The organism is Streptomyces sp. NBC_01463 (genome assembly GCA_036227345.1).
Taxonomy (GTDB): Bacteria; Actinomycetota; Actinomycetes; order Streptomycetales; family Streptomycetaceae; genus Streptomyces.
The window spans coordinates 3416960-3434762 of record CP109468.1; the positions used below are offsets into that span (position 1 = coordinate 3416960).

Here is a 17803-nt window from a genome sequence, read left to right on the forward strand (position 1 = left end):
CGGCCGTTTCCCGTACGCGTCCGCTCAGCCGCCGGCAGAGGAAGACACGCTGGTCGCAGCGGTCTGCTCGAAGAGCCATTCGGACTTCAGCTCGGCGTACCCGGGCTTGATGACGTCGCTGATCATCGCCAGACGTTCATCGAAAGGAATGAATGCTGATTTCATCGCATTGACGGTGAACCACTGCATGTCATCGAGCGTGTATCCGAACGTCTCGGTCAGCTTCTCGAATTCCCGGCTCATGCTCGTACCGCTCATCAGCCGGTTGTCGGTGTTCACCGTGGCCCGGAAGTGGAGCCTGCGCAGCAGCCCGATGGGGTGCTCGGCGTACGAGGCCGCGGCACCGGTCTGCAGGTTGGAGGTCGGGCAGAGCTCCAGCGGGATGCGCTTGTCCCGTACGTAGGAGGCGAGCCGGCCGAGCTTCACGCTGCCGTCCGCGGCGACCTCGATGTCGTCGATGATGCGCACGCCGTGGCCGAGCCGGTCGGCGCCGCACCACTGGATGGCCTGCCAGATCGACGGCAGGCCGAAGGCCTCGCCCGCGTGGATGGTGAAGTGGTTGTTCTCGCGCTTGAGGTACTCGAACGCGTCGAGGTGCCGGGTGGGCGGGAAGCCCGCCTCGGCGCCCGCGATGTCGAAGCCGACGACGCCCTGGTCGCGGTAGCGGTTGGCGAGTTCGGCGATCTCCAGCGAACGGGCCGCGTGCCGCATCGCGGTGAGCAGCGCGCCCACCCGGATCCGGTTGCCGTCCCGGCGGGCCCGGGCCTCGCCCTCGCGGAAGCCCGCGTTGACCGCCTCGACGACCTCTTCGAGGCTCAGCCCGGCTTCCAGGTGCTGCTCGGGCGCGTACCGGATCTCGGCGTAGACGACACCGTCGGCGGCCAGGTCCTCGGCGCACTCGGCGGCGACCCTGACGAGCGCGTCACGGGTCTGCATGACGGCGCAGGTGTGGGCGAACGTCTCCAGATACCGCTCCAGCGACCCGGAGTCGGCGGCCTCCCGGAACCAGATGCCGAGCTTGTCGGCATCGCTCTCGGGAAGTCCGTCGTAACCGTTGGCCGCCGCGAGTTCGACGATCGTCCCGGGGCGCAGGCCGCCGTCGAGGTGGTCGTGGAGAAGGACCTTGGGGGCACGCCGGATCTGATCCTGGCCGGGCACATTGAGGGTCGGGCTCATCATCCACGCACTCTAGCGCCTACGCGCGTAGAGCGCTGCTGGGCGCGGCTCGTCGATGCGTAACAGTGACCGCGAATACGGGTGGCGTACACCTGCCCTTCTGACACTGTTACGTCATGGCACAGCGCGCACTACCCCTGCCTGCTGCGAGGCTGGGACGGGCCGTCAGAACGGCCGGAGCATCCACCGCGGTCAGCGGAGTGGTCCTGCTGCTCCCGGACGGCGAGCCCTGCTCGTACCGCCGCCCCTCCCCCTTCTCGTACGCCCTCCAGCTCCCGCTGGCCCGCTCCCTGGCCCGCGCCGGGGGCGACGACGGCCTCGCCGCGCACGTGGTGCACTACCGCTGCCGCGGCTGGAACACGACGGACGCGCAGCTCGCGGCGGACGCCGAATGGGCGGTGGACGAGGTCGTCCGCCGCTACGGCGACATCCCGGTCTGCCTGGCCGGCCACGGCATGGGCGGCCGGGCGGCCCTCCGCGCCGGCGGCCACCCGGCGGTGAGCTCGGTCCTCGCGATGGCCCCGTGGCTGCCGGGCGAGGCGGACGCCGAACCGGAGCCGGTGAAACACCTGGTCGGCCGTCAGGTCCTGCTGGTGCACGGCACGAACGACGCCCGCTCGGACCCGGAGCTCTCCTTCCGCCTGGCCGAGCGCGCGAAGAAGTCCAACCGCGACACCTGCCGCTTCGAGGTCCACTCGGACGGCCACTCCCTGCGCCAGCACCACGCCGAAGTCACCGCCCTGGCAGCGGACTTCGTACGCGGTTCCCTGTTCGCCCACAACTACGCCCGCCCGGTCGCGGACGCCCTGGCGGCTCCGCCGCCCCTGGGCCTGCGGATGCCGCTGGCGGCGGGGTTCGGCAAGTCGCTGCGGGGGTGAGGCGGAGAGGCGGGGCCGGGCCGGAGATCCCCGACCCGGCTCAACCGAGCTGAGTCTCGAAGCCGTTGTCCAGGCAGTACTGCGTGACGAGCGAGAGCGCCGGGCGATCATTGCTCTTCATCGCCGCCACTGTGGCCTCCGCCAGGGTGCGCCCTTCCCCGACGGGCTCGTCCCGGAGCGGTTCCATCGCGAGGAAGGCATCATCGGCGACGGCCCCGACCATGTCGTACCCCGATGCCCCGTCCGCTTCCGCGCCCGAATCCTCGGCGTCCACCGCTTCGTCCCGCACCTCCTGCCACGCCCCGAGCTGGGTGCAGTAACTCTCTCGCTGCTCGGTCAGCCGCTGTTCGCTCCCACCGTCGCCGGAGGAACACGCGGCCGTCGCCGCGAGCACTGCGAGTACCGGGACGATCGTCCTGATCAAGCGCACCATGCTCCCCGTTGCCCCCACCCAGCCGAACGCCTGCGCCGGCTCGTCCCGATCACCCACAACTCCCGCCGCAGGGTAGCCCCATCGGGCGTGGAGATGCGGGCTCTTCCCAGGACACCTGGGTACACGTGCGTCATGACTCTGGCTCGCTCCTTACCCGACAGCGCGACCGAGTGGTGGATCTACCTCGGCGCGTTCTCCCTCTACGTGCTCACCCGATTGGTCCTGGCCTGGCGACAGGCACGCAAATACGGTGCCGATCACCCTGTGCGCGCCGCCTTCTCGGAGGAGGAACCGGAGGAGTCGAACACCTCCGTGGCCATCGGGGCCTTCCGTTCCTACCGGCAGCTCGCGGGATTCGTCGGAGGTACGGTCGCGATCGTCCTGGTGGCCACCCTGACCGACGGACCCCTGCGGCTGATGCTGATGTGCACCCTCGCTCCCGTCATCGTCATGGCGCTGGCCTACCTCGACTTCCGCCTCGCCCGCACCGCACGCCAACGCTCCGCAGGGTCATTCGGGGGAGGCCGGCGGGGAGCCTGACCGGCAGCATGCCCCGTCCCGGCCGCAACCGGGCGGGGCACCTGTACACCTGCGTCCCCGGTGGCTATCCGGCCTCACCGTCCGGGAAGGCGCCCGCCCCCGGGCTCGACGCCGAGCCCCGCTGCGACCGGCTCGCGGCAACCGCTGCGGCGGCGAACGAGGCGACGAGCGGCCGCTGGTCGAGCTGCGACCAGGCGACGACCAGTCGGCTGGGCGCCGCATCGACCACCGGCTTGTAGACCAGCCCCGGGTGAACGGGTTCGACGGACGACTGCGGCAGGATCGCGATCGTCCGGCCGAGCATGATCAGCTGCGTCATCTGCGCCACGTCCACGATCTCCGGGCCGGTCCCGCTGCCCGGGACCCCCTTCCAGCGCGGCAGCGTCTCATGCTCCAGGTCGGCCATGCGCAGCTCGGTGCGCGCGGCCAGCCGGTGGTCCCGCGGCAGAATCGCCACACGCCCTTCGACGAACAGCGTCTCGGACTCCAGTCCCGTGAGATCGTCGAACGGCGCGTACAACAGCGCAACATCGGCCCTGCCGTCACGCAGATAGTCCGCCCGGTCGGTGGCACCGCCGAACAGAATGTCCACCCTGCGCGCATCGGGCTGCCCGGCATACGCGGCAAGAATCCCGGACAGCAGGTTGGCATCGCCACCGGGCTTGATCACCAGCCGTAGCTGCGCCTGGACGTCACCGGCCCGGCGCGCACTCCGGGCCGCGGCGCTCACCGCGTTAAGCGCGTGGCGGCCGTGGTGCAGCAACGCCTCCCCGGCCGGCGTCAGCGAGACGCGGCGGCTGGAGCGCACGAGCAGCTGGACGCCGAGCCGCGTTTCGACACGTTGAATCGCTTTCGACAGCGCCGGCTGAGCGATGGCGAGGCGCGCGGCGGCGCGGCCGAAGTGCAGCTCCTCGGCGACCGCGACGAAGTAGTCGAGCTCACGCGTCTCCAGATCAACCATGCCTCCAGGTTATCGCTGAAGAATCAATCGGTCTTGGACTTCATTCGTGGGCCGAGGTTCGATTGACCCATGATTCACCACACAATGATCGTCTCCTTCACCGACTCCATCCCTGCCGCCGAGCTGGATCAGTTCCTCAAGGACATCGAACAGGTCATGCGCGACTCGGGGCAGATCGTGACGTTCGCGGCCTCGCGCCACATCCGGGTGCCGGCCGAGGACCACAGTCCGGCGCCCAAGGCCTCCGCGATCGTGCAGATCTCCCTGGCCGACCTCGACGCGCTCAACGACTCGTTCGCGACCCCAGGCCTTGAGGACGTCATCAAGCGCTGGCAGTCCCGTCACCCCTACAAGGTCGTCTGGGCCAACCACGAGCCGCTCTCCTGACGGAGTCGGACCCACTCGGCTCCTCACCGGGCAACCGGTCCCGTCTCCGCCCACACCGTCTTGCCCGGCCCGAGCCGATCGCTCACGCCCCAGCGGGCGGCGGTCTCCTCGACGATGAGGAGGCCCCTGCCCCCGTCGGCCTCCGGGTCGACCCGGGGCGCGGCGTCTGGGTCCGGGCGGGCCTCGTGGGTGTCGGAGATCTCGACACGTACGACTCCGGTCCCGTACGCGTACACGAGCCGCAGCTCGAAGTCGCGCCCCGGCACCCGCCCGTGCAGGACCGCGTTGGCCGCGAGCTCGGCGACGAGGAGCGCCACGGTGTCGGAGAGCTGCGTGCCGTACGGGACCCCCCAGACATCGAGCTTCCATACAGCCAGGCGCCGCGCGAGGGTCGCGCCCAGGCGGGTGGCGGAGCAGCGCTGGGCGAACACGCTTACGGTTACGGGCGGTTGGGCTTGCAGTGCTGTCATGCGCCAAGCGTTCCGCCTCGACCACCCGCGCCAGCAGGAACAACACCCATACAGATCCCTCTGTATGGGTTGACTCCCTGGACGGGGTGGGTAACCGTCCGTGATCATTGCCGAGTTGATCGATGCGCGGAAGACGGGGCGGCGATGACTGCAGACCACGAGAGCGCCACGGCGAGCGGCGGGCCCGAGCTGTCCGACAGCCTGCGGACATTCGGGGCCGTCCTGAAGGCCCTGCGCGAAGCCGCCGGCCTCACCCAGGAGGACTTCGCGCCTCGCGTGCGGTACTCGGCCGCCTACATCGCCAAGATCGAGCAGGGCAAGCGATTCCCGCCGGAGAACCTGCCGGAGCGGGCAGCGGAGGCCCTGGGAGCGGTCGCGGGCAAAGTGCTCGGCGCCGCCGCGCGAAGCCTGCGCAGGAGGGCCGGGCTCGCCTCCTGGTTCCAGCAGTGGGCCGGGATCGAAGAGGAAGCGATCACGCTGTACGCGTACGAGTGCCGGGGGATTCCTGGGTTGTTACAGCCCGAGGGATACATCCGTGCCGTGTTTGAACGCCAGTTGCCGCCTCTCACGGAGACACAGATCCAACGACAGGTCACGGCTCGGCTCGAACGTCAGCGGCTCCTGTGCGAACGCCCCAACACCGCCTTCAGCTTCGTCATCGAGCAAGCTGTTCTGGAGCGTCGTGTTGGCGGAGAAGGTGTTACCGCCGTTGCCGTCGACCATCTGCTGAGCATCGGCCGGTACACCAACGTCGAGATCCAGATCATGCCGCTCAGGCAGGAGGACCACACGGGAATCGACGGGCAGTTGTATCTGGCCGAGAGCCCGGGCAACCAGTGGTTCGGCTACACCGAGGGCCACCGTTCAAGCGCCCTGCTCACCGCCCCGAGCGAAGTCAGCATCCTGCTTCAGCGCTATGGCAAGCTGCGTTCCCAGGCCCTGGATTGCCGGGCTACGGTGAGCTTGCTGGAACGGATGCGAGGAGCGCTATGAGCACCACAGAGCTGAACTGGTTCAAGAGCAGCTACAGCGGCGGCGATGGCGACAACTGCGTAGAGGTGGCCGTGCGCCCCCACGCCGTCCACGTCCGCGACTCCAAGGACACCGACCGCCGCCCGTTCACCGTCTCCACCGCCGCGTGGTCGGACTTCACCGCGTACGCATCCGCCGTCGCATCCTGATTAGCGGCGCCCACGGTCCTTGATCGCCGCCGGGCCCCGCCGGTCCGCAGGCCGGCCTGTCTGGAGGCCTGCGGGGCCGAGCAGTCGTTCGGTGTCCGAAACTCAGTCGCGCCGCCCCACTGAGCTCGGAGAATCACCCTTCATGTCCAACTCGTATGCCCAACCCATCTTCAGAACGACGGATCTCTCCGCAGGGCTGCGCGTTGTCGAGCGGTTGCTTGCGATCGCTGACCTTCGAGAGCTCGAAATCGACTACGAGGCACATGTGTCCTCCGCACGAACCCTGACACCCCTGTTCGAGTTGTTGCCGTGGGCGACGTGGTACACCGAAGGCGACGGGGACGCCTCGTCGGAGGCCGGCGACGATCCGTCGGCGCATCTGCCCATTCGTTTCAGGGCCTGTGCGGAAGTGCCCGAGACTGTGCCGGTGTTTCTCGAAGCGCTGCATGACACACCAGCCACAGTGCGGTGGGATTTCGAGGGCTGGCCCGCCGCCCCCGAGGTCGGCTTGGGCACCGGAGGTTCCAGGGGCGCCTTCGTGACCTTGTGCGTGAACGTCCGCGACCTCGACCTCTATGAGCCCGCCACCGATCACACCGTCTTCGTCCACGTGAAGCAGATTGAGGCCGAACGCGCGCCCTGGCTGGCCGCGCAGGTGGGACTGCAGGTGGTCGGCGACCTCGTGACGGCCCCGTACTGAGCGCCTGCGGCGAACAACGGCCGAGAGTCGCCCCGTCACTCCGGCAGCAGGTTCCCCCGTCGTGACAGCAGGAACTTCTTGAACGCCGCCACCGGCGGGGTGTCCGGGTGCCCGTCCAGCCAGGCCACGCCGATCTCCCGAGCAGCCCGCGGTGCCGTCACCGTCAGCTCCACGACCCCCGGGCGAGCCACCGCCGGGGGCGGGAGCAGCGCCACGCCCAGGCCGGCCGCGACCAGACCGCGCAGGGTCTCCGCCTCCTCGCCCTCGAAGGCGACGCGCGGGACGAAGCCCGCCTCCGTGCAGAGGTCGTCCGTGATGCGGCGCAGGCCGTAGCCGGGTTCCAGGGTGACGAAGGTTTCGTCGGCGGCCTCCGCCAGACGGATGCGGCGGCGGGTGGCCAGGCGGTGGTCCTCGGGGACGACCAGGCGCAGGCGCTGTTCGTCCAGACGGCGGGCGACCAGGTCCGGGGCGTCCGGGACCGGTGAGGTGAGGCAGAGGTCGAGGCCGCCCGCGCGGAGGCGTTCGATCATGGCCTCGCCGTAGTTCTGGACGAGCTGGAAGCGGACCCGGGGGTGGTCGGCGCGGAAGGCGCGGATGAGGGCGGGGACGGTTTCCGAGCCCATCGTGTGGAGGAAGCCGAAGGCGACCTTGCCCGCGGTGGGGTCGGCGTCCGCCCGTACCGAGTCGGCGGCCTTCTCCACCTCCGCGAGTGCCCGTTCCGCCGAGCCGAGGAAGGTGCGGCCCGCGGGGGTGAGGGAGACCGTGCGGCCCTTGCGGGCGAACAGGGCCACGCCCAGGTCCTGTTCCAGGCGGACCATGGCCCGCGAGAGCGTGGACTGCGGGACGCCGAGCTCGTGCGCGGCACGGGTCACGTGTTCGTGGCGGGCGACCGCCTCGAAGTACGCCAGGCGCGGCGCGAGGACCGCCCGGATGTCTTCTTCGTAACTGCTTGGTGACAGCCGAGGCTGTGAGCTGTGCTGATGCGCCATGGGATTGATTATCGCGTGTTTGTGCATTGGACGCATGAAAGGCGGCGGCATACGTTCGTGGCATGCCTCCTGCCAGTACCGGGGCGTCCACCCTCACCGTGGCCGCCTCGACCCAGTCGTCCCCCGCAGCCACCGCTTCAGAGCGGCTCGAACCCGGTCGCCCCGGCTACCGCCGGATGAGCTTCGCGCTCTTCGCCGCCGGTGTCGCCACGTTCGCGCTCCTCTACTCCACCCAGGCCCTGCTGCCCGCCGTCTCCGCCTCCTTCGGCGCCACGGCCGGGCAGGCGAGCTGGACGGTGTCCGCCGCGACGGGTGCGCTGGCGCTCTGCGTGCTGCCGATGAGTGCGCTGTCCGAGCGGTTCGGGCGGCGGCAGATGATGACCGCCTCGCTGGTGGTCGCGGTGACCGTGGGGCTGTTCGTACCGTTCGCGCCCTCGCTCGGCTGGCTGATCGCGCTGCGCGCGGTCCAGGGCGCCGCGCTCGCCGGTCTGCCCGCCTCCGCGATGGCGTACCTGGCGGAGGAGGTCCGGCCGAAGGCGCTCGTCGCCGCGATCGGGCTGTTCGTCGCCGGCAACAGCATCGGCGGGATGAGCGGCCGCATCCTCACCGGCTGGGTCGCCCAGGCGTGGGGCTGGCGCGCGGCGCTCGGCGCGGTCGGGCTGCTGGCCGTGGCCTGCGCCGTCGTCTTCCACTTCATGATCCCCAAGGCCCGGCACTTCACCCCCGGTTCGCTGAACCCGAGGGCGCTGGCCAAGACCGTCGGCGGGCACCTCGCCGATCCGCTGCTGCGCCGGCTGTACGCGATCGGCGCGCTGTTCATGACGGTGTTCGGCGCGGTCTACACGGTGATCGGCTACCGGCTCGTCGAGGCGCCGTTCAGCCTCCCGCAGGGTGTGGTCGGGTCGATCTTCCTCGTCTACCTGGTCGGTACGGTCTCCTCCGCGGCTGCGGGGAAGCTCGTCGCCCGGCTGGGGCGCCGGGGTGCGCTCTACCTCGCCGTCTCCACCACGGCCGCCGGTCTGCTGCTCTCGCTCGCCGACCAGCTGGCCGCCGTGCTCCTCGGCCTGGTCCTGATCACGGCCGGGTTCTTCGCCGGGCACGCGGTCGCCTCGTCCTCCGTGAGCCGCACCGCCACCACGGGCCGCGCCCAGGCGTCGGCGCTCTACCAGTCGGCGTACTACCTGGGCTCCAGCGCGGGCGGCACGCTCGGCGCCGTCGCCTTCCACGCCGGCGGCTGGGCGGGCACGGTCGCGCTGGGACTGCTCGCGGTCCTCGGTGTCGTCTCGATCACGTTGTACGGGTCGCGGGCCGCCCGCGCCCAGCGGATGGGCGCGGCGACCGTGGCGTCCGTACCGAACTGAGACATTCGCCGCACAACCATCGACTCCCCGGCGCGCGTCTAGCAGGCTGAATCACCGCACTGCGCGCGAAGGGGAGTTGGCGGATATGGGAGTCACGGGGAACATACGGACCATTCGGGATACGAGGGTCATATCCGGCATGCGGAGTCGGCGCGGGCTCGCGCTGGCCGTCGCCGGGCTGACCGCCGTACCGGCGTTCGTGCTCGGCACCGGCGGCACCGCCCAGGCGGCGTCCTGCACGACGTCCAAGGGGCCGTACCAGAAGCAGGTCGAGAAGTACCTGCACCTGAAGGTGGACGGCAAGCAGTCGGCCGCCGACTGCAAGGCGATCCGGTCGTTCCAGAGCACCTACGGGGTCACCCCCACGATCGGTTACGCGGGACCCGTCACCTGGCGCACCATGCAGACGCTCACCGCCCAGAAGGCGGCCGGGAAGACCCCGAACAAGGCCAAGAAGTGCCCCACGAACAAGGGGCGCATCGCATGCGTCGACCTGACCCGGCAGATCACCTGGATCCAGGACGGCAGCAAGCTGAAGTTCGGCCCGGTGCCCGTGCGGACCGGGCGGGACGGGTACGAGACCCGGACCGGCGCCAGGAAGATCTACTGGAAGCACAAGAACCACGTCTCGTCGATCTACCACGTGGCGATGCCGTACTCCCAGTTCTTCGACGGCGGCCAGGCCTTCCACGCCGTGGGCGTGAAGATGTGGAACCCGCCGGGCTCGCACGGTTGCGTCAACATGCGCACAGCCGACGCGAAGTCATACTGGAACCTGTTGAAGAACGGCGACGACGTGTACGTGTACGGGCGCAAGCCCGGGACGTGACCGCTTCTGCTCTTCCCGCCCCCGTTGTCAGTGGCTTGCGGTAGCTTCCGAAGTGCTGAAGTGAGCGGTATCACGCGCAACAGGGGTGAGCGAAGAGATGAGTGATCTGACGGCGACGACGACTGATATCGACAGCCGTCTGGAGGGACACCGGGTCGAGCTGACCGGTTACTGCTACCGGATGCTCGGCTCGGCCTTCGAGGCGGAGGACGCGGTCCAGGACACGCTGGTCCGCGCGTGGCGCAACATCGACAAGTTCGAGGGACGCTCGTCGCTGCGGTCCTGGCTGTACCGCATCGCGACGAACGTCTGCCTCGACATGCTCACCGCGGGCAACAAGCGGGCCAGGCCGGTCGACCTCTCCGGGCCGACGCCGCTCGCGCAGGCCGCGCTCAACCCGCTCCCGGAGAACACCTGGCTGGAGCCGATGCCGGACGGGCGGATCCTGCCGTCCGTCGCGGACCCGGCCGAGGCCGCCGTCGCGCGCGAGTCGGTACGGCTCGCGTTCGTCGCCGCGCTCCAGCATCTGCCGCCGAAGCAGCGTGCGGTGCTGATCCTGCGCGAGGTGCTCGCGTGGAAGGCCAGTGAGGTCGCCGAGCTGCTCGACACCTCCGTCGCCTCGGTCAACAGCGCCCTCCAGCGCGCCCGGGCCACGCTCACCGACCACCAGGGCGAGACCTCGGCCGCCGACGCGGCGGACCCGCTCGACGAGGAGCAGCGCAAGCTCCTGGAGCGGTATGTGGCGGCGTTCGAGGGCTACGACATGAAGGCGCTGACCGCGCTGCTCCATGAGGACGCCGTCATGACGATGCCGCCGTTCGACCTCTGGCTGCGGGGCCACGACGACATCACCGGCTTCATGACGTCGATCGGCGCGGCCTGCGCGGGCTCCCGGCTGGTCGCCACCTCGGCGAACGGCACCCCGGCGTTCGCGCACTACAAGCCGAATCCGGACGGTCCCGGGTTCGTGCCGTGGGCCGTGCAGGTCATCGACATCCAGGACGGGGCGATCACCGGGATGCACTGCTTCCTGGACACCCCGCGGTGGTTCCCGCTGTTCGGACTGCCGGACCACCTGGACGCCGATGCCGCGTGAGGCCTCGGCCGGTGCGGGGGCTGGTCGCGGGATGGGTGGTGCTGGCCGTCGCGGGCTGGGGCGTGACGCAGTGGGTCGGTGAGCCGGCGGCTACGCCGGGGCCGGCCCCCGTGGCGCCGCCGGCCTCCGGCGCGGAGCCCGGTCCGCAGCCGGAGTCCGACTGCGCGGAGGCGGTCGCGCGGGCCGCGGAGCGGTCGCGGCCCGCGACGCCGGATCCCTCGGCCACCGCTCTCGCGGCCGAGGAATCCGTCGTGGGGGCCGACGGGCAGGCCCACCTCAGCCAGGTGGTCTGCGACTACGCGGAGTACGGCGGCAGGGGCTGAGAGGGGCGCCCCGCCTCGTCAGGGGCCGGGCGTCCCGATGTCCACGGCCGTCGGTCCGTCGTCCAGCCCCACCACATCGTCCAGCCCCACCAGATCGAGCAGCAGCCGGAGTTCGGGCGGTGTCCCGCGCAGCCGCAGCCGTCTGCCGCCCGCCCGGCGGGCGACGAGCGACAGGCGGGCTATCGCCTCGACCAGAGCCAGGTCGGGCTGGACGATCCCGCCCACATCGCAGTCCACCGGCTCGGCCGCAGACGGGGCGGTGGCGCCCTCGGGCGTGTGCAGCAGCGCCTCCAGCTCGGCGCAGAGCCCGGGCGCGGCTGCTCGGGTCACCCGTCCGGAGACGACGAGGACGATCGGGGTCACGGCTTCCACACCAGACAGACCGGCCGCGCGGCGAAAACTCATCGCCGCGCAGCCGGTCCGCACGCGTCGTCCGGGGGACGGCAGGTCAGGCGATGCGCTCCCGCACCACCGGCGTGGCGGCGAACGGGGTGCCCGCCGGGGCGATGTCGTACGCCTCCGGGAGCGCCTTCAGGGCGTACTCGAACTTCTCCGGGGTGTCCGTGTGCAGGGTCAGCAGCGGCTGTCCGGCCCGCACCTCGTCGCCCGGCTTGGCGTGCAGTTCGATGCCGGCGCCGGCCTGGACCGGGTCCTCCTTGCGGGCACGGCCCGCGCCGAGGCGCCAGGCGGCGACGCCGATGTCGTAGGCGTCCAGGCGGGTCAGTACGCCGGAGGCCGGGGCCGTGACGACGTGCTGTTCGCGGGCGACCGGGAGCGTGGCGTCCGGGTCGCCGCCCTGGGCGGAGATCATCCGGCGCCAGACGTCCATCGCGGAGCCGTCCGCGAGGGCCTTCTCCGGGTCGGCGTCCTTGAGCCCGGCCGCGTCCAGCATCTCGCGGGCGAGGGCCAGGGTGAGGTCGATGACGTCCTTCGGGCCGCCGCCGGCCAGGACCTCGACCGACTCTCGGACCTCCAGGGCGTTGCCCGCGGTGAGGCCGAGCGGGGTGGCCATGTCGGTGAGCAGGGCGACCGTGCGCACTCCGCTGTCGGTGCCCAGCGCGACCATGGTGGAGGCCAGTTCGCGGGCGTCGTCGATGGTCTTCATGAAGGCGCCGGAGCCGACCTTGACGTCCAGGACGAGGGCGCCGGTGCCTTCGGCGATCTTCTTGGACATGATCGAGCTGGCGATCAGCGGGATGGCCTCGACGGTGCCGGTGACATCGCGGAGCGCGTACAGCTTCTTGTCGGCGGGGGCCAGGCCGTCGCCCGCCGCGCAGATGACGGCGCCGGTGGTGTCGAGGACGTTCAGCATCTCGGCGTTGGAGAGGTGCGCGCGCCAGCCGGGGATGGACTCCAGCTTGTCGAGGGTGCCGCCGGTGTGGCCGAGGCCGCGGCCGCTGAGCTGCGGCACGGCGGCGCCGCAGGCGGCGACCAGCGGGGCGAGCGGCAGGGTGATCTTGTCGCCGACGCCGCCGGTGGAGTGCTTGTCGGTGGTGGGGCGGGAGAGCGAGTCGAAGTTCATCCGCTCGCCGGAGGCGATCATGGCGGCGGTCCAGCGGGCGATCTCCGTACGGTTCATGCCGTTCAGAAGGATCGCCATGGCCAGTGCGGACATCTGCTCGTCGGCGACCTCGCCGCGGGTGTACGCGTCGATGACCCAGTCGATCTGCTCGGGGGTCAGTTCGCCTCGGTCCCGCTTGGTGCGGATGACGGAGATGGCGTCCATGGTCTGGAGTCCTTCCGGCCGGTTACGTACGTGCGCGATGGGTACGACGCGTGAGTCCCGTTGACTCTACGCGCATAGAGGGAGAGAGAAGCGCCGGACGGGTCGCTGTGCGCGGCCCGTCCGGCGGGTTGCCCTACGGAGTTCTAGCCGAGGTGCGAGGGGCCGAACGCCTGCGGGAGCATCTCGTCGAGGGTGCGGAAGCCGTCCGGGGTCTCCAGGACGAGTTCCGGTCCGCCGAACTCGTGCAGCAGCTGCCTGCACCGGCCGCACGGCACCAGGATCTCGCCCGAACCGTCCACGCAGGTGAAGTGGGTCAGCCGGCCGCCGCCGGTGGCGTGCAGCTGGGAGACCAGCCCGCACTCGGCGCACAGCCCGATGCCGTACGAGGCGTTCTCGACGTTGCAGCCGACGATCGTGCGGCCGTCGTCGACACGGGCGGCGACGCCGACCGGGTACCCGGAGTAGGGCGCGTACGCCCGGGACATGGCGTCCCGGGCGGCGGCCCGCAGGGCGTCCCAGTCGGCCCCCGCGACGGCGGCGGCGTCCGCGCCGGCGGTGGGCGTCACTTGCCCTGGCCCTTGCGGTAGCGCATGCCGTCCGCCTTGGGCATCCGCAGCCGCTGCGCGGAGAGCGAGAGGACGAGCAGCGTGACGACGTACGGGGTGGCGCTCACGAACTCGGTGGGCACCGTGTCCGTACCGAGGTACCAGACCAGGACGGCGGCGGCGATGACCGCGCTGATGACGCCCTGGAGGAAGCTCTTGCGGTAGAGCTTCCAGGCGGCGATGCCGGCCAGCACGACGACGAGCAGCAGGAGCAGCGCGTGGACGGACTCGCCGCCGTTGCGCAGCTGGAGCGCGTCGGCGAAGCCGAACAGGCCCGCGCCCATGGCGAGTCCGCCGGGCCGCCAGTTACCGAAGATCATCGCGGCGAGACCGATGTATCCGCGGCCGCCGGTCTGTCCCTCGTTGTAGATGTGCGAGGTGACCAGGGAGAGGAAGGCGCCGCCGAGTCCGGCCAGGCCGCCGGAGACGATCACCGCGATGTACTTGTACGTGTAGACGTTCACGCCGAGCGATTCGGCGGCCACCGGGTTCTCGCCGCAGGAGCGCAGCCGCAGGCCGAAGGCGGTCTTCCACAGGATGAAGAACGTGGCGACGAAGAGGACCGCGGCGACGATCGTCAGCAGGGACACGTTGGTGACCAGACCGCCGATGACACCGGCCAGGTCGGAGACGAAGAACCAGTGGTGCTTCTCGATGGAGTGCAGTCCGTCCGAGAGTCCCGGGATCGTCACCGAGGTGATCTCGTCGGCCGGTGGGGACTGCTTCGGGGAGCCGCCCTTGGCCGCCGCGTCGCCGGAGTTGAACCACAGCTTGGCGAAGTAGGTGGTGAAGCCGAGCGCCAGGATGTTGATCGCGATGCCGGAGATGATGTGGTCGACGCCGAAGGTGACGGTCGCGACCGCGTGCAGCAGTCCGCCGAGCATGCCGCCGATGACACCGGCGAGTACGCCGAGCCAGGGGTTGGTCTGCCAGCCGGCCCAGGCGCCGAAGAAGGTGCCCAGGATCATCATGCCTTCGAGGCCGATGTTGACCACGCCGGAGCGTTCGGCCCAGAGGCCGCCGAGACCGGCGAGACCGATCGGCACGGCCATCGCGAGGGCCGCGCTGATCTGCCCGGCCGATGTGACGTCCTGCGCGCCGGTGATGGCACGCACCGCGGACAGCGCGAGCAGCACGCCCGCGATGATCAGCAGGATGACGGGGAACGAGAGGCGGGTGCGGCCGCTCTTGCCGCCGGAGACCTTGGGGGCCGCGGGGGGCGGGGTGGAAGTCGCCGTGACGGTCACGCCGACACCTCCTGCTGGTCGGAGTTACGGGCGGCCTGTGCGGCGAGTTCCGCGCCGACCTTGCTCTGCTGGCGCTTGAGTCCGTAGCGGCGGACGACTTCGTAGGCGATGACGACGCACAGGACGATGACGCCCTGGATGACGCCGACGATCTCCTTGTCGTACCCCTCGAACTCCAGCTTTCCGGTGCCGCGTTCCAGGAAGCCCCAGAGCAGTGCGCCGAGCGCGATACCGATGGGGTGGTTGCGGCCGAGGAGGGCGATGGCGATGCCGGTGAAGCCGATGCCGACGGGGAAGTCGCCGCTGTACTCGTAGCTGTCGTTGAGCAGGGTCGGCATGCCGATGAGACCGGCGACCGCGCCGGAGATGAGCATCGAGGTGACGACCATCTTCTTGACGTTCACCCCGCTGGCCTGGGCCGCGGATCCGGACTGGCCGACGGTGCGCAGGTCGAAGCCGAACCGGGTGCGCGAGAGCGTGAACCAGTACGCGATGCCCGCGACGACCGCGACCACGATGAAGCCCCAGACGGGTGTCGGGGTGGTCGGGAACTCGAAGAAGTGCGAGGACTCCGGCAGCGGCTTGGTGGAGATCTTGGTGCCGGCCTCGTCGAGGTGGCCGAGGCGGCCCTGCTGGAGCAGATAGCCGATGATCGCGGTCGCGATGGCGTTCAGCATGATCGTCGAGACGACCTCGCTGACGCCCCGGGTGACCTTGAGGACACCGGCGATACCGGCCCACATCGCGCCGACGATCATCGCGGTGAGGATGATCAGCGGGATCTGGAGGGCGCCGGGCAGGGTCAGCGCGCCGCCGACCGCCGCGGCGAAGAAGGCGGCGAGGCGGTACTGGCCGTCGACGCCGATGTTGAAGAGGTTCATCCGGAAGCCGACGGCCACCGCGAGACCCGCGAGGTAGTACGTCGTCGCCTTGTTGAGGATGTAGACCTGGCTGTCCGACTTCAGGCCGTAGTCGAACATGATGCCGAAGGCGCTGAAGGGCTCCTTGCCGGTGGCGGCGAGCACGAGTGCCGTCACCAGGAAGGCGACCACGATCGCGAGTACGGGGGCCGCGATCCCCAGGAGCAGCCGCTCCTTGTCGATCTTCTTCATCGGTCCTCTCCCCCGTCCCGGGGGTCGGTGTCGGTGCGGTCGGCGGCCGATTCGTCCGGTGCCGGTGAGTCCGCGGGGCGCAGCGACTTCTCCGGAGCCTGGGGCTCCGCCGCCGGGGTTTCCTCCGCCGGGGTTTCCTCCGGCGCTTCGAGGTGGCCGCTGGCCGCGCCGGTCATCGCCGAGCCGAGCTCCTCGGGGGTGACGGAGGCCGGGTCGGCGTCCGCGACCAGCCGGCCGCGGTACATGACGCGCAGGGTGTCGGAGAGCCCGATCAGCTCGTCGAGGTCGGCGGAGATCAGCAGCACCGCGAGTCCCTCGCGGCGCGCCTCGCGGATCTGGTCCCAGATCTGGGCCTGCGCGCCGACGTCCACGCCCCGGGTGGGGTGCGCGGCGATCAGGAGCTTGGGCGAGTGGCTCATCTCGCGGCCGACGATCAGCTTCTGCTGGTTGCCGCCGGACAGGGAGGCCGCGGTGACCTCGATGCCGGGGGTGCGCACGTCGTACTCGCGCACGATCCGCTCGGTGTCGGCGCGGGCCGCCTTCAGGTCGAGGAAGGCGCCCTTGCTGTTGGGGCGCTCGGTGACGTGGCCGAGGATGCGGTTCTCCCAGAGCGGGGCCTCCAGCAGCAGTCCGTGCCGGTGGCGGTCCTCGGGGATGACGGCCATGCCGTCCTCGCGGCGCTTGCGCGTCGGCGTACGGGAGATGTCCGTGCCGTCCAGGGCGAGGGAGCCGGCGTCGAGGGTGCGCATGCCCATGATGGCGTCGACCAGTTCGGACTGTCCGTTGCCCTCGACGCCCGCGATGCCGAGGACCTCGCCCTTGTGGATGGTGAAGGTGATGCCGTCGAGGACGGCCCGCACCACCCCGTCCGGGTCGGTCGCGGTCAGCCGCAGCCCGTCGACGGTCAGCATCGGGGTGTCGGTGACGGTCGACTCGCGGGTCTCCGGGGAGGGCAGCTCACTGCCGACCATCAGCTCGGCGAGCTGCTTGGTGGTGGTGTGCTCCGGGTCGGCGGTGCCGACCGTCGTGCCGCGCCGGATGACGGTGATCTCGTCGGCCACCGACAGGACCTCGCCCAGCTTGTGCGAGATGAAGATGACCGTCAGGCCCTCGGCCTTGAGCTCGCGCAGGTTGTCGAAGAGCGCCTCGACCTCCTGCGGTACGAGGACGGCGGTGGGCTCGTCGAGGATCAGGGTGCGGGCGCCGCGGTAGAGGACCTTGAGGATCTCCACGCGCTGGCGGTCGGCGACACCGAGGTCCTCGACCATGGCGTCCGGGCGGACCCCGAGACCGTAGGCGTCGGAGATCTCCCGGATCTTCGCGCGGGCCCGGTCGCCGATGCCGTACAGCTTCTCGGAGCCGAGGACGACGTTCTCGAGCACGGTGAGGTAGTCGGCGAGCATGAAGTGCTGGTGCACCATGCCGATGCCGCGGTCGATGGCGTCGCCCGGGTTGGAGAACGTGGCCTGTTCGCCGTCCACCGCGATGGTGCCCTCGTCCGGCTTCTGCATGCCGTACAGGATCTTCATCAGAGTGGACTTGCCGGCGCCGTTCTCACCGACGAGAGCGTGGACGGTGCCGCGGCGCACGGTGATGTCGATGTCGTGGTTGGCCACGACCCCGGGGAACCGCTTGGTGATGCCGCGGAGCTCCACGGCATGAGGACTGGTGGACGCGTTGATGGCGCACTCTCCTTGGCAGGAGCGGAGGGCGGAGGCGGTGGGGCGGAAACGGGAAGGCGTGAGCGGGGGGCGGAAAAAGGTACCGCGCCCGAGCCGGAGCTACGCGC

21 protein-coding genes are annotated in these 17803 nt (G+C 70.4%); 10 read left to right on the forward strand and 11 right to left on the reverse strand.

What is annotated here, in order from left to right; translation table 11 throughout:
* Positions 1-24: 24 nt before the first annotated feature.
* Complete coding sequence (locus OG521_14935; protein WUW22017.1) at positions 25-1179, reverse strand: adenosine deaminase; 1155 nt, start codon at positions 1177-1179, stop codon at positions 25-27.
* Positions 1180-1292: 113 nt separating this feature from the next.
* On the opposite strand from OG521_14935, the gene OG521_14940 reads away from it, so the two are divergent.
* Positions 1293-2054: an alpha/beta hydrolase gene (locus OG521_14940; GenBank protein ID WUW22018.1), complete on the forward strand. Its 762-nt coding sequence runs from the start codon at positions 1293-1295 to the stop codon at positions 2052-2054.
* A 40-nt stretch (positions 2055-2094) separates the two neighbouring features.
* Here OG521_14940 and OG521_14945 read toward each other — a convergent pair whose 3' ends face one another.
* Positions 2095-2487, reverse strand: coding sequence for a hypothetical protein (locus OG521_14945; GenBank protein ID WUW22019.1), 393 nt, complete (start codon positions 2485-2487; stop codon positions 2095-2097).
* A gap of 132 nt (positions 2488-2619) precedes the next feature.
* Between OG521_14945 and OG521_14950 the strand changes: the two genes are divergently transcribed.
* Positions 2620-3027 carry a hypothetical protein gene (locus OG521_14950; GenBank protein ID WUW22020.1) on the forward strand — a complete coding sequence of 136 codons (408 nt, stop codon included), beginning with the start codon at positions 2620-2622 and terminating at the stop codon, positions 3025-3027.
* A 64-nt stretch (positions 3028-3091) separates the two neighbouring features.
* Here OG521_14950 and OG521_14955 read toward each other — a convergent pair whose 3' ends face one another.
* Positions 3092-3988 carry a LysR family transcriptional regulator gene (locus tag OG521_14955; GenBank protein ID WUW22021.1) on the reverse strand — a complete coding sequence of 299 codons (897 nt, stop codon included), beginning with the start codon at positions 3986-3988 and terminating at the stop codon, positions 3092-3094.
* Positions 3989-4057: 69 nt separating this feature from the next.
* On the opposite strand from OG521_14955, the gene OG521_14960 reads away from it, so the two are divergent.
* Positions 4058-4375: a hypothetical protein gene (locus OG521_14960; GenBank protein WUW22022.1), complete on the forward strand. Its 318-nt coding sequence runs from the start codon at positions 4058-4060 to the stop codon at positions 4373-4375.
* A 23-nt stretch (positions 4376-4398) separates the two neighbouring features.
* Here the strand turns inward: OG521_14960 and OG521_14965 are convergent, their stop codons facing one another.
* Positions 4399-4845, reverse strand: a complete 447-nt coding sequence (locus OG521_14965) for an ATP-binding protein (protein WUW22023.1) — start codon at positions 4843-4845, stop codon at positions 4399-4401.
* A gap of 144 nt (positions 4846-4989) precedes the next feature.
* Here OG521_14965 and OG521_14970 point away from each other — a divergent pair, with 144 nt between their 5' ends.
* The 3 genes from OG521_14970 (at position 4990) to OG521_14980 (ending at position 6726) form a co-directional block, all read left to right on the forward strand.
* On the forward strand, positions 4990-5838 hold the full coding sequence (locus OG521_14970; protein WUW22024.1) for a helix-turn-helix domain-containing protein: 849 nt from the start codon (positions 4990-4992) through the stop codon (positions 5836-5838).
* Positions 5835-6026, forward strand: a complete 192-nt coding sequence (locus OG521_14975; protein WUW22025.1) for a DUF397 domain-containing protein — start codon at positions 5835-5837, stop codon at positions 6024-6026. The genes OG521_14970 and OG521_14975 overlap by 4 nt, the downstream gene beginning before the upstream one ends.
* A 142-nt stretch (positions 6027-6168) precedes the next feature.
* Positions 6169-6726 carry a hypothetical protein gene (locus OG521_14980; GenBank protein ID WUW22026.1) on the forward strand — a complete coding sequence of 186 codons (558 nt, stop codon included), beginning with the start codon at positions 6169-6171 and terminating at the stop codon, positions 6724-6726.
* A 35-nt stretch (positions 6727-6761) separates the two neighbouring features.
* Here the strand turns inward: OG521_14980 and OG521_14985 are convergent, their stop codons facing one another.
* The gene (locus OG521_14985; protein ID WUW22027.1) at positions 6762-7715 is read right to left on the reverse strand and encodes a LysR family transcriptional regulator; all 954 of its coding nucleotides are present in this window, start codon (positions 7713-7715) and stop codon (positions 6762-6764) included.
* A 62-nt stretch (positions 7716-7777) separates the two neighbouring features.
* Here OG521_14985 and OG521_14990 point away from each other — a divergent pair, with 62 nt between their 5' ends.
* The 4 genes from OG521_14990 to OG521_15005 all read left to right on the forward strand — a co-directional run bounded on the left by OG521_14990 (position 7778) and on the right by OG521_15005 (position 11324).
* Positions 7778-9076 (forward strand): MFS transporter, encoded by a 1299-nt coding sequence (locus tag OG521_14990; protein ID WUW22028.1) that lies wholly within the window; start codon positions 7778-7780, stop codon positions 9074-9076.
* Between the two features lie 139 nt (positions 9077-9215).
* Positions 9216-9905, forward strand: a complete 690-nt coding sequence (locus OG521_14995; GenBank protein WUW22029.1) for a L,D-transpeptidase family protein — start codon at positions 9216-9218, stop codon at positions 9903-9905.
* A 97-nt stretch (positions 9906-10002) separates the two neighbouring features.
* On the forward strand, positions 10003-11001 hold the full coding sequence (locus tag OG521_15000) for a sigma-70 family RNA polymerase sigma factor (GenBank protein ID WUW22030.1): 999 nt from the start codon (positions 10003-10005) through the stop codon (positions 10999-11001).
* Complete coding sequence (locus tag OG521_15005) at positions 10998-11324, forward strand: hypothetical protein (GenBank protein ID WUW22031.1); 327 nt, start codon at positions 10998-11000, stop codon at positions 11322-11324. Before OG521_15000 ends, OG521_15005 begins: the two co-directional genes overlap by 4 nt.
* An 18-nt stretch (positions 11325-11342) precedes the next feature.
* Here OG521_15005 and OG521_15010 read toward each other — a convergent pair whose 3' ends face one another.
* From OG521_15010 to OG521_15035, 6 genes are all read right to left on the reverse strand, one after another.
* Entirely contained in the window at positions 11343-11729 is a 387-nt protein-coding gene (locus OG521_15010; GenBank protein ID WUW22032.1) for an STAS domain-containing protein, read from the reverse strand.
* Between the two features lie 43 nt (positions 11730-11772).
* On the reverse strand, positions 11773-13050 hold the full coding sequence (locus OG521_15015; GenBank protein ID WUW22033.1) for a thymidine phosphorylase: 1278 nt from the start codon (positions 13048-13050) through the stop codon (positions 11773-11775).
* 143 nt (positions 13051-13193) lie between these two features.
* On the reverse strand, positions 13194-13616 hold the full coding sequence (locus OG521_15020; GenBank protein ID WUW22034.1) for a cytidine deaminase: 423 nt from the start codon (positions 13614-13616) through the stop codon (positions 13194-13196).
* Positions 13613-14902: an ABC transporter permease gene (locus OG521_15025; GenBank protein WUW22035.1), complete on the reverse strand. Its 1290-nt coding sequence runs from the start codon at positions 14900-14902 to the stop codon at positions 13613-13615. The genes OG521_15020 and OG521_15025 overlap by 4 nt, the downstream gene beginning before the upstream one ends.
* The gene (locus tag OG521_15030; protein WUW22036.1) at positions 14899-16014 is read right to left on the reverse strand and encodes an ABC transporter permease; all 1116 of its coding nucleotides are present in this window, start codon (positions 16012-16014) and stop codon (positions 14899-14901) included. The genes OG521_15025 and OG521_15030 overlap by 4 nt, the downstream gene beginning before the upstream one ends.
* Complete coding sequence (locus OG521_15035) at positions 16011-17669, reverse strand: ABC transporter ATP-binding protein (protein WUW22037.1); 1659 nt, start codon at positions 17667-17669, stop codon at positions 16011-16013. The genes OG521_15030 and OG521_15035 overlap by 4 nt, the downstream gene beginning before the upstream one ends.
* Between the last annotated feature and the right edge of the window lie 134 nt (positions 17670-17803).

Coding starts and splice junctions, on each gene's coding strand:
- OG521_14935 (WUW22017.1), bottom strand. CDS start 1,179: ATGATGAGCCCGACCCTCAATGTGCCCGGCCAGGATCAGATCCGGCGT.
- OG521_14940 (WUW22018.1), top strand. CDS start 1,293: ATGGCACAGCGCGCACTACCCCTGCCTGCTGCGAGGCTGGGACGGGCC.
- OG521_14945 (WUW22019.1), bottom strand. CDS start 2,487: ATGGTGCGCTTGATCAGGACGATCGTCCCGGTACTCGCAGTGCTCGCG.
- OG521_14950 (WUW22020.1), top strand. CDS start 2,620: ATGACTCTGGCTCGCTCCTTACCCGACAGCGCGACCGAGTGGTGGATC.
- OG521_14955 (WUW22021.1), bottom strand. CDS start 3,988: ATGGTTGATCTGGAGACGCGTGAGCTCGACTACTTCGTCGCGGTCGCC.
- OG521_14960 (WUW22022.1), top strand. CDS start 4,058: ATGATTCACCACACAATGATCGTCTCCTTCACCGACTCCATCCCTGCC.
- OG521_14965 (WUW22023.1), bottom strand. CDS start 4,845: ATGACAGCACTGCAAGCCCAACCGCCCGTAACCGTAAGCGTGTTCGCC.
- OG521_14970 (WUW22024.1), top strand. CDS start 4,990: ATGACTGCAGACCACGAGAGCGCCACGGCGAGCGGCGGGCCCGAGCTG.
- OG521_14975 (WUW22025.1), top strand. CDS start 5,835: ATGAGCACCACAGAGCTGAACTGGTTCAAGAGCAGCTACAGCGGCGGC.
- OG521_14980 (WUW22026.1), top strand. CDS start 6,169: ATGTCCAACTCGTATGCCCAACCCATCTTCAGAACGACGGATCTCTCC.
- OG521_14985 (WUW22027.1), bottom strand. CDS start 7,715: ATGGCGCATCAGCACAGCTCACAGCCTCGGCTGTCACCAAGCAGTTAC.
- OG521_14990 (WUW22028.1), top strand. CDS start 7,778: ATGCCTCCTGCCAGTACCGGGGCGTCCACCCTCACCGTGGCCGCCTCG.
- OG521_14995 (WUW22029.1), top strand. CDS start 9,216: ATGCGGAGTCGGCGCGGGCTCGCGCTGGCCGTCGCCGGGCTGACCGCC.
- OG521_15000 (WUW22030.1), top strand. CDS start 10,003: ATGAGTGATCTGACGGCGACGACGACTGATATCGACAGCCGTCTGGAG.
- OG521_15010 (WUW22032.1), bottom strand. CDS start 11,729: ATGAGTTTTCGCCGCGCGGCCGGTCTGTCTGGTGTGGAAGCCGTGACC.
- OG521_15015 (WUW22033.1), bottom strand. CDS start 13,050: ATGGACGCCATCTCCGTCATCCGCACCAAGCGGGACCGAGGCGAACTG.
- OG521_15030 (WUW22036.1), bottom strand. CDS start 16,014: ATGAAGAAGATCGACAAGGAGCGGCTGCTCCTGGGGATCGCGGCCCCC.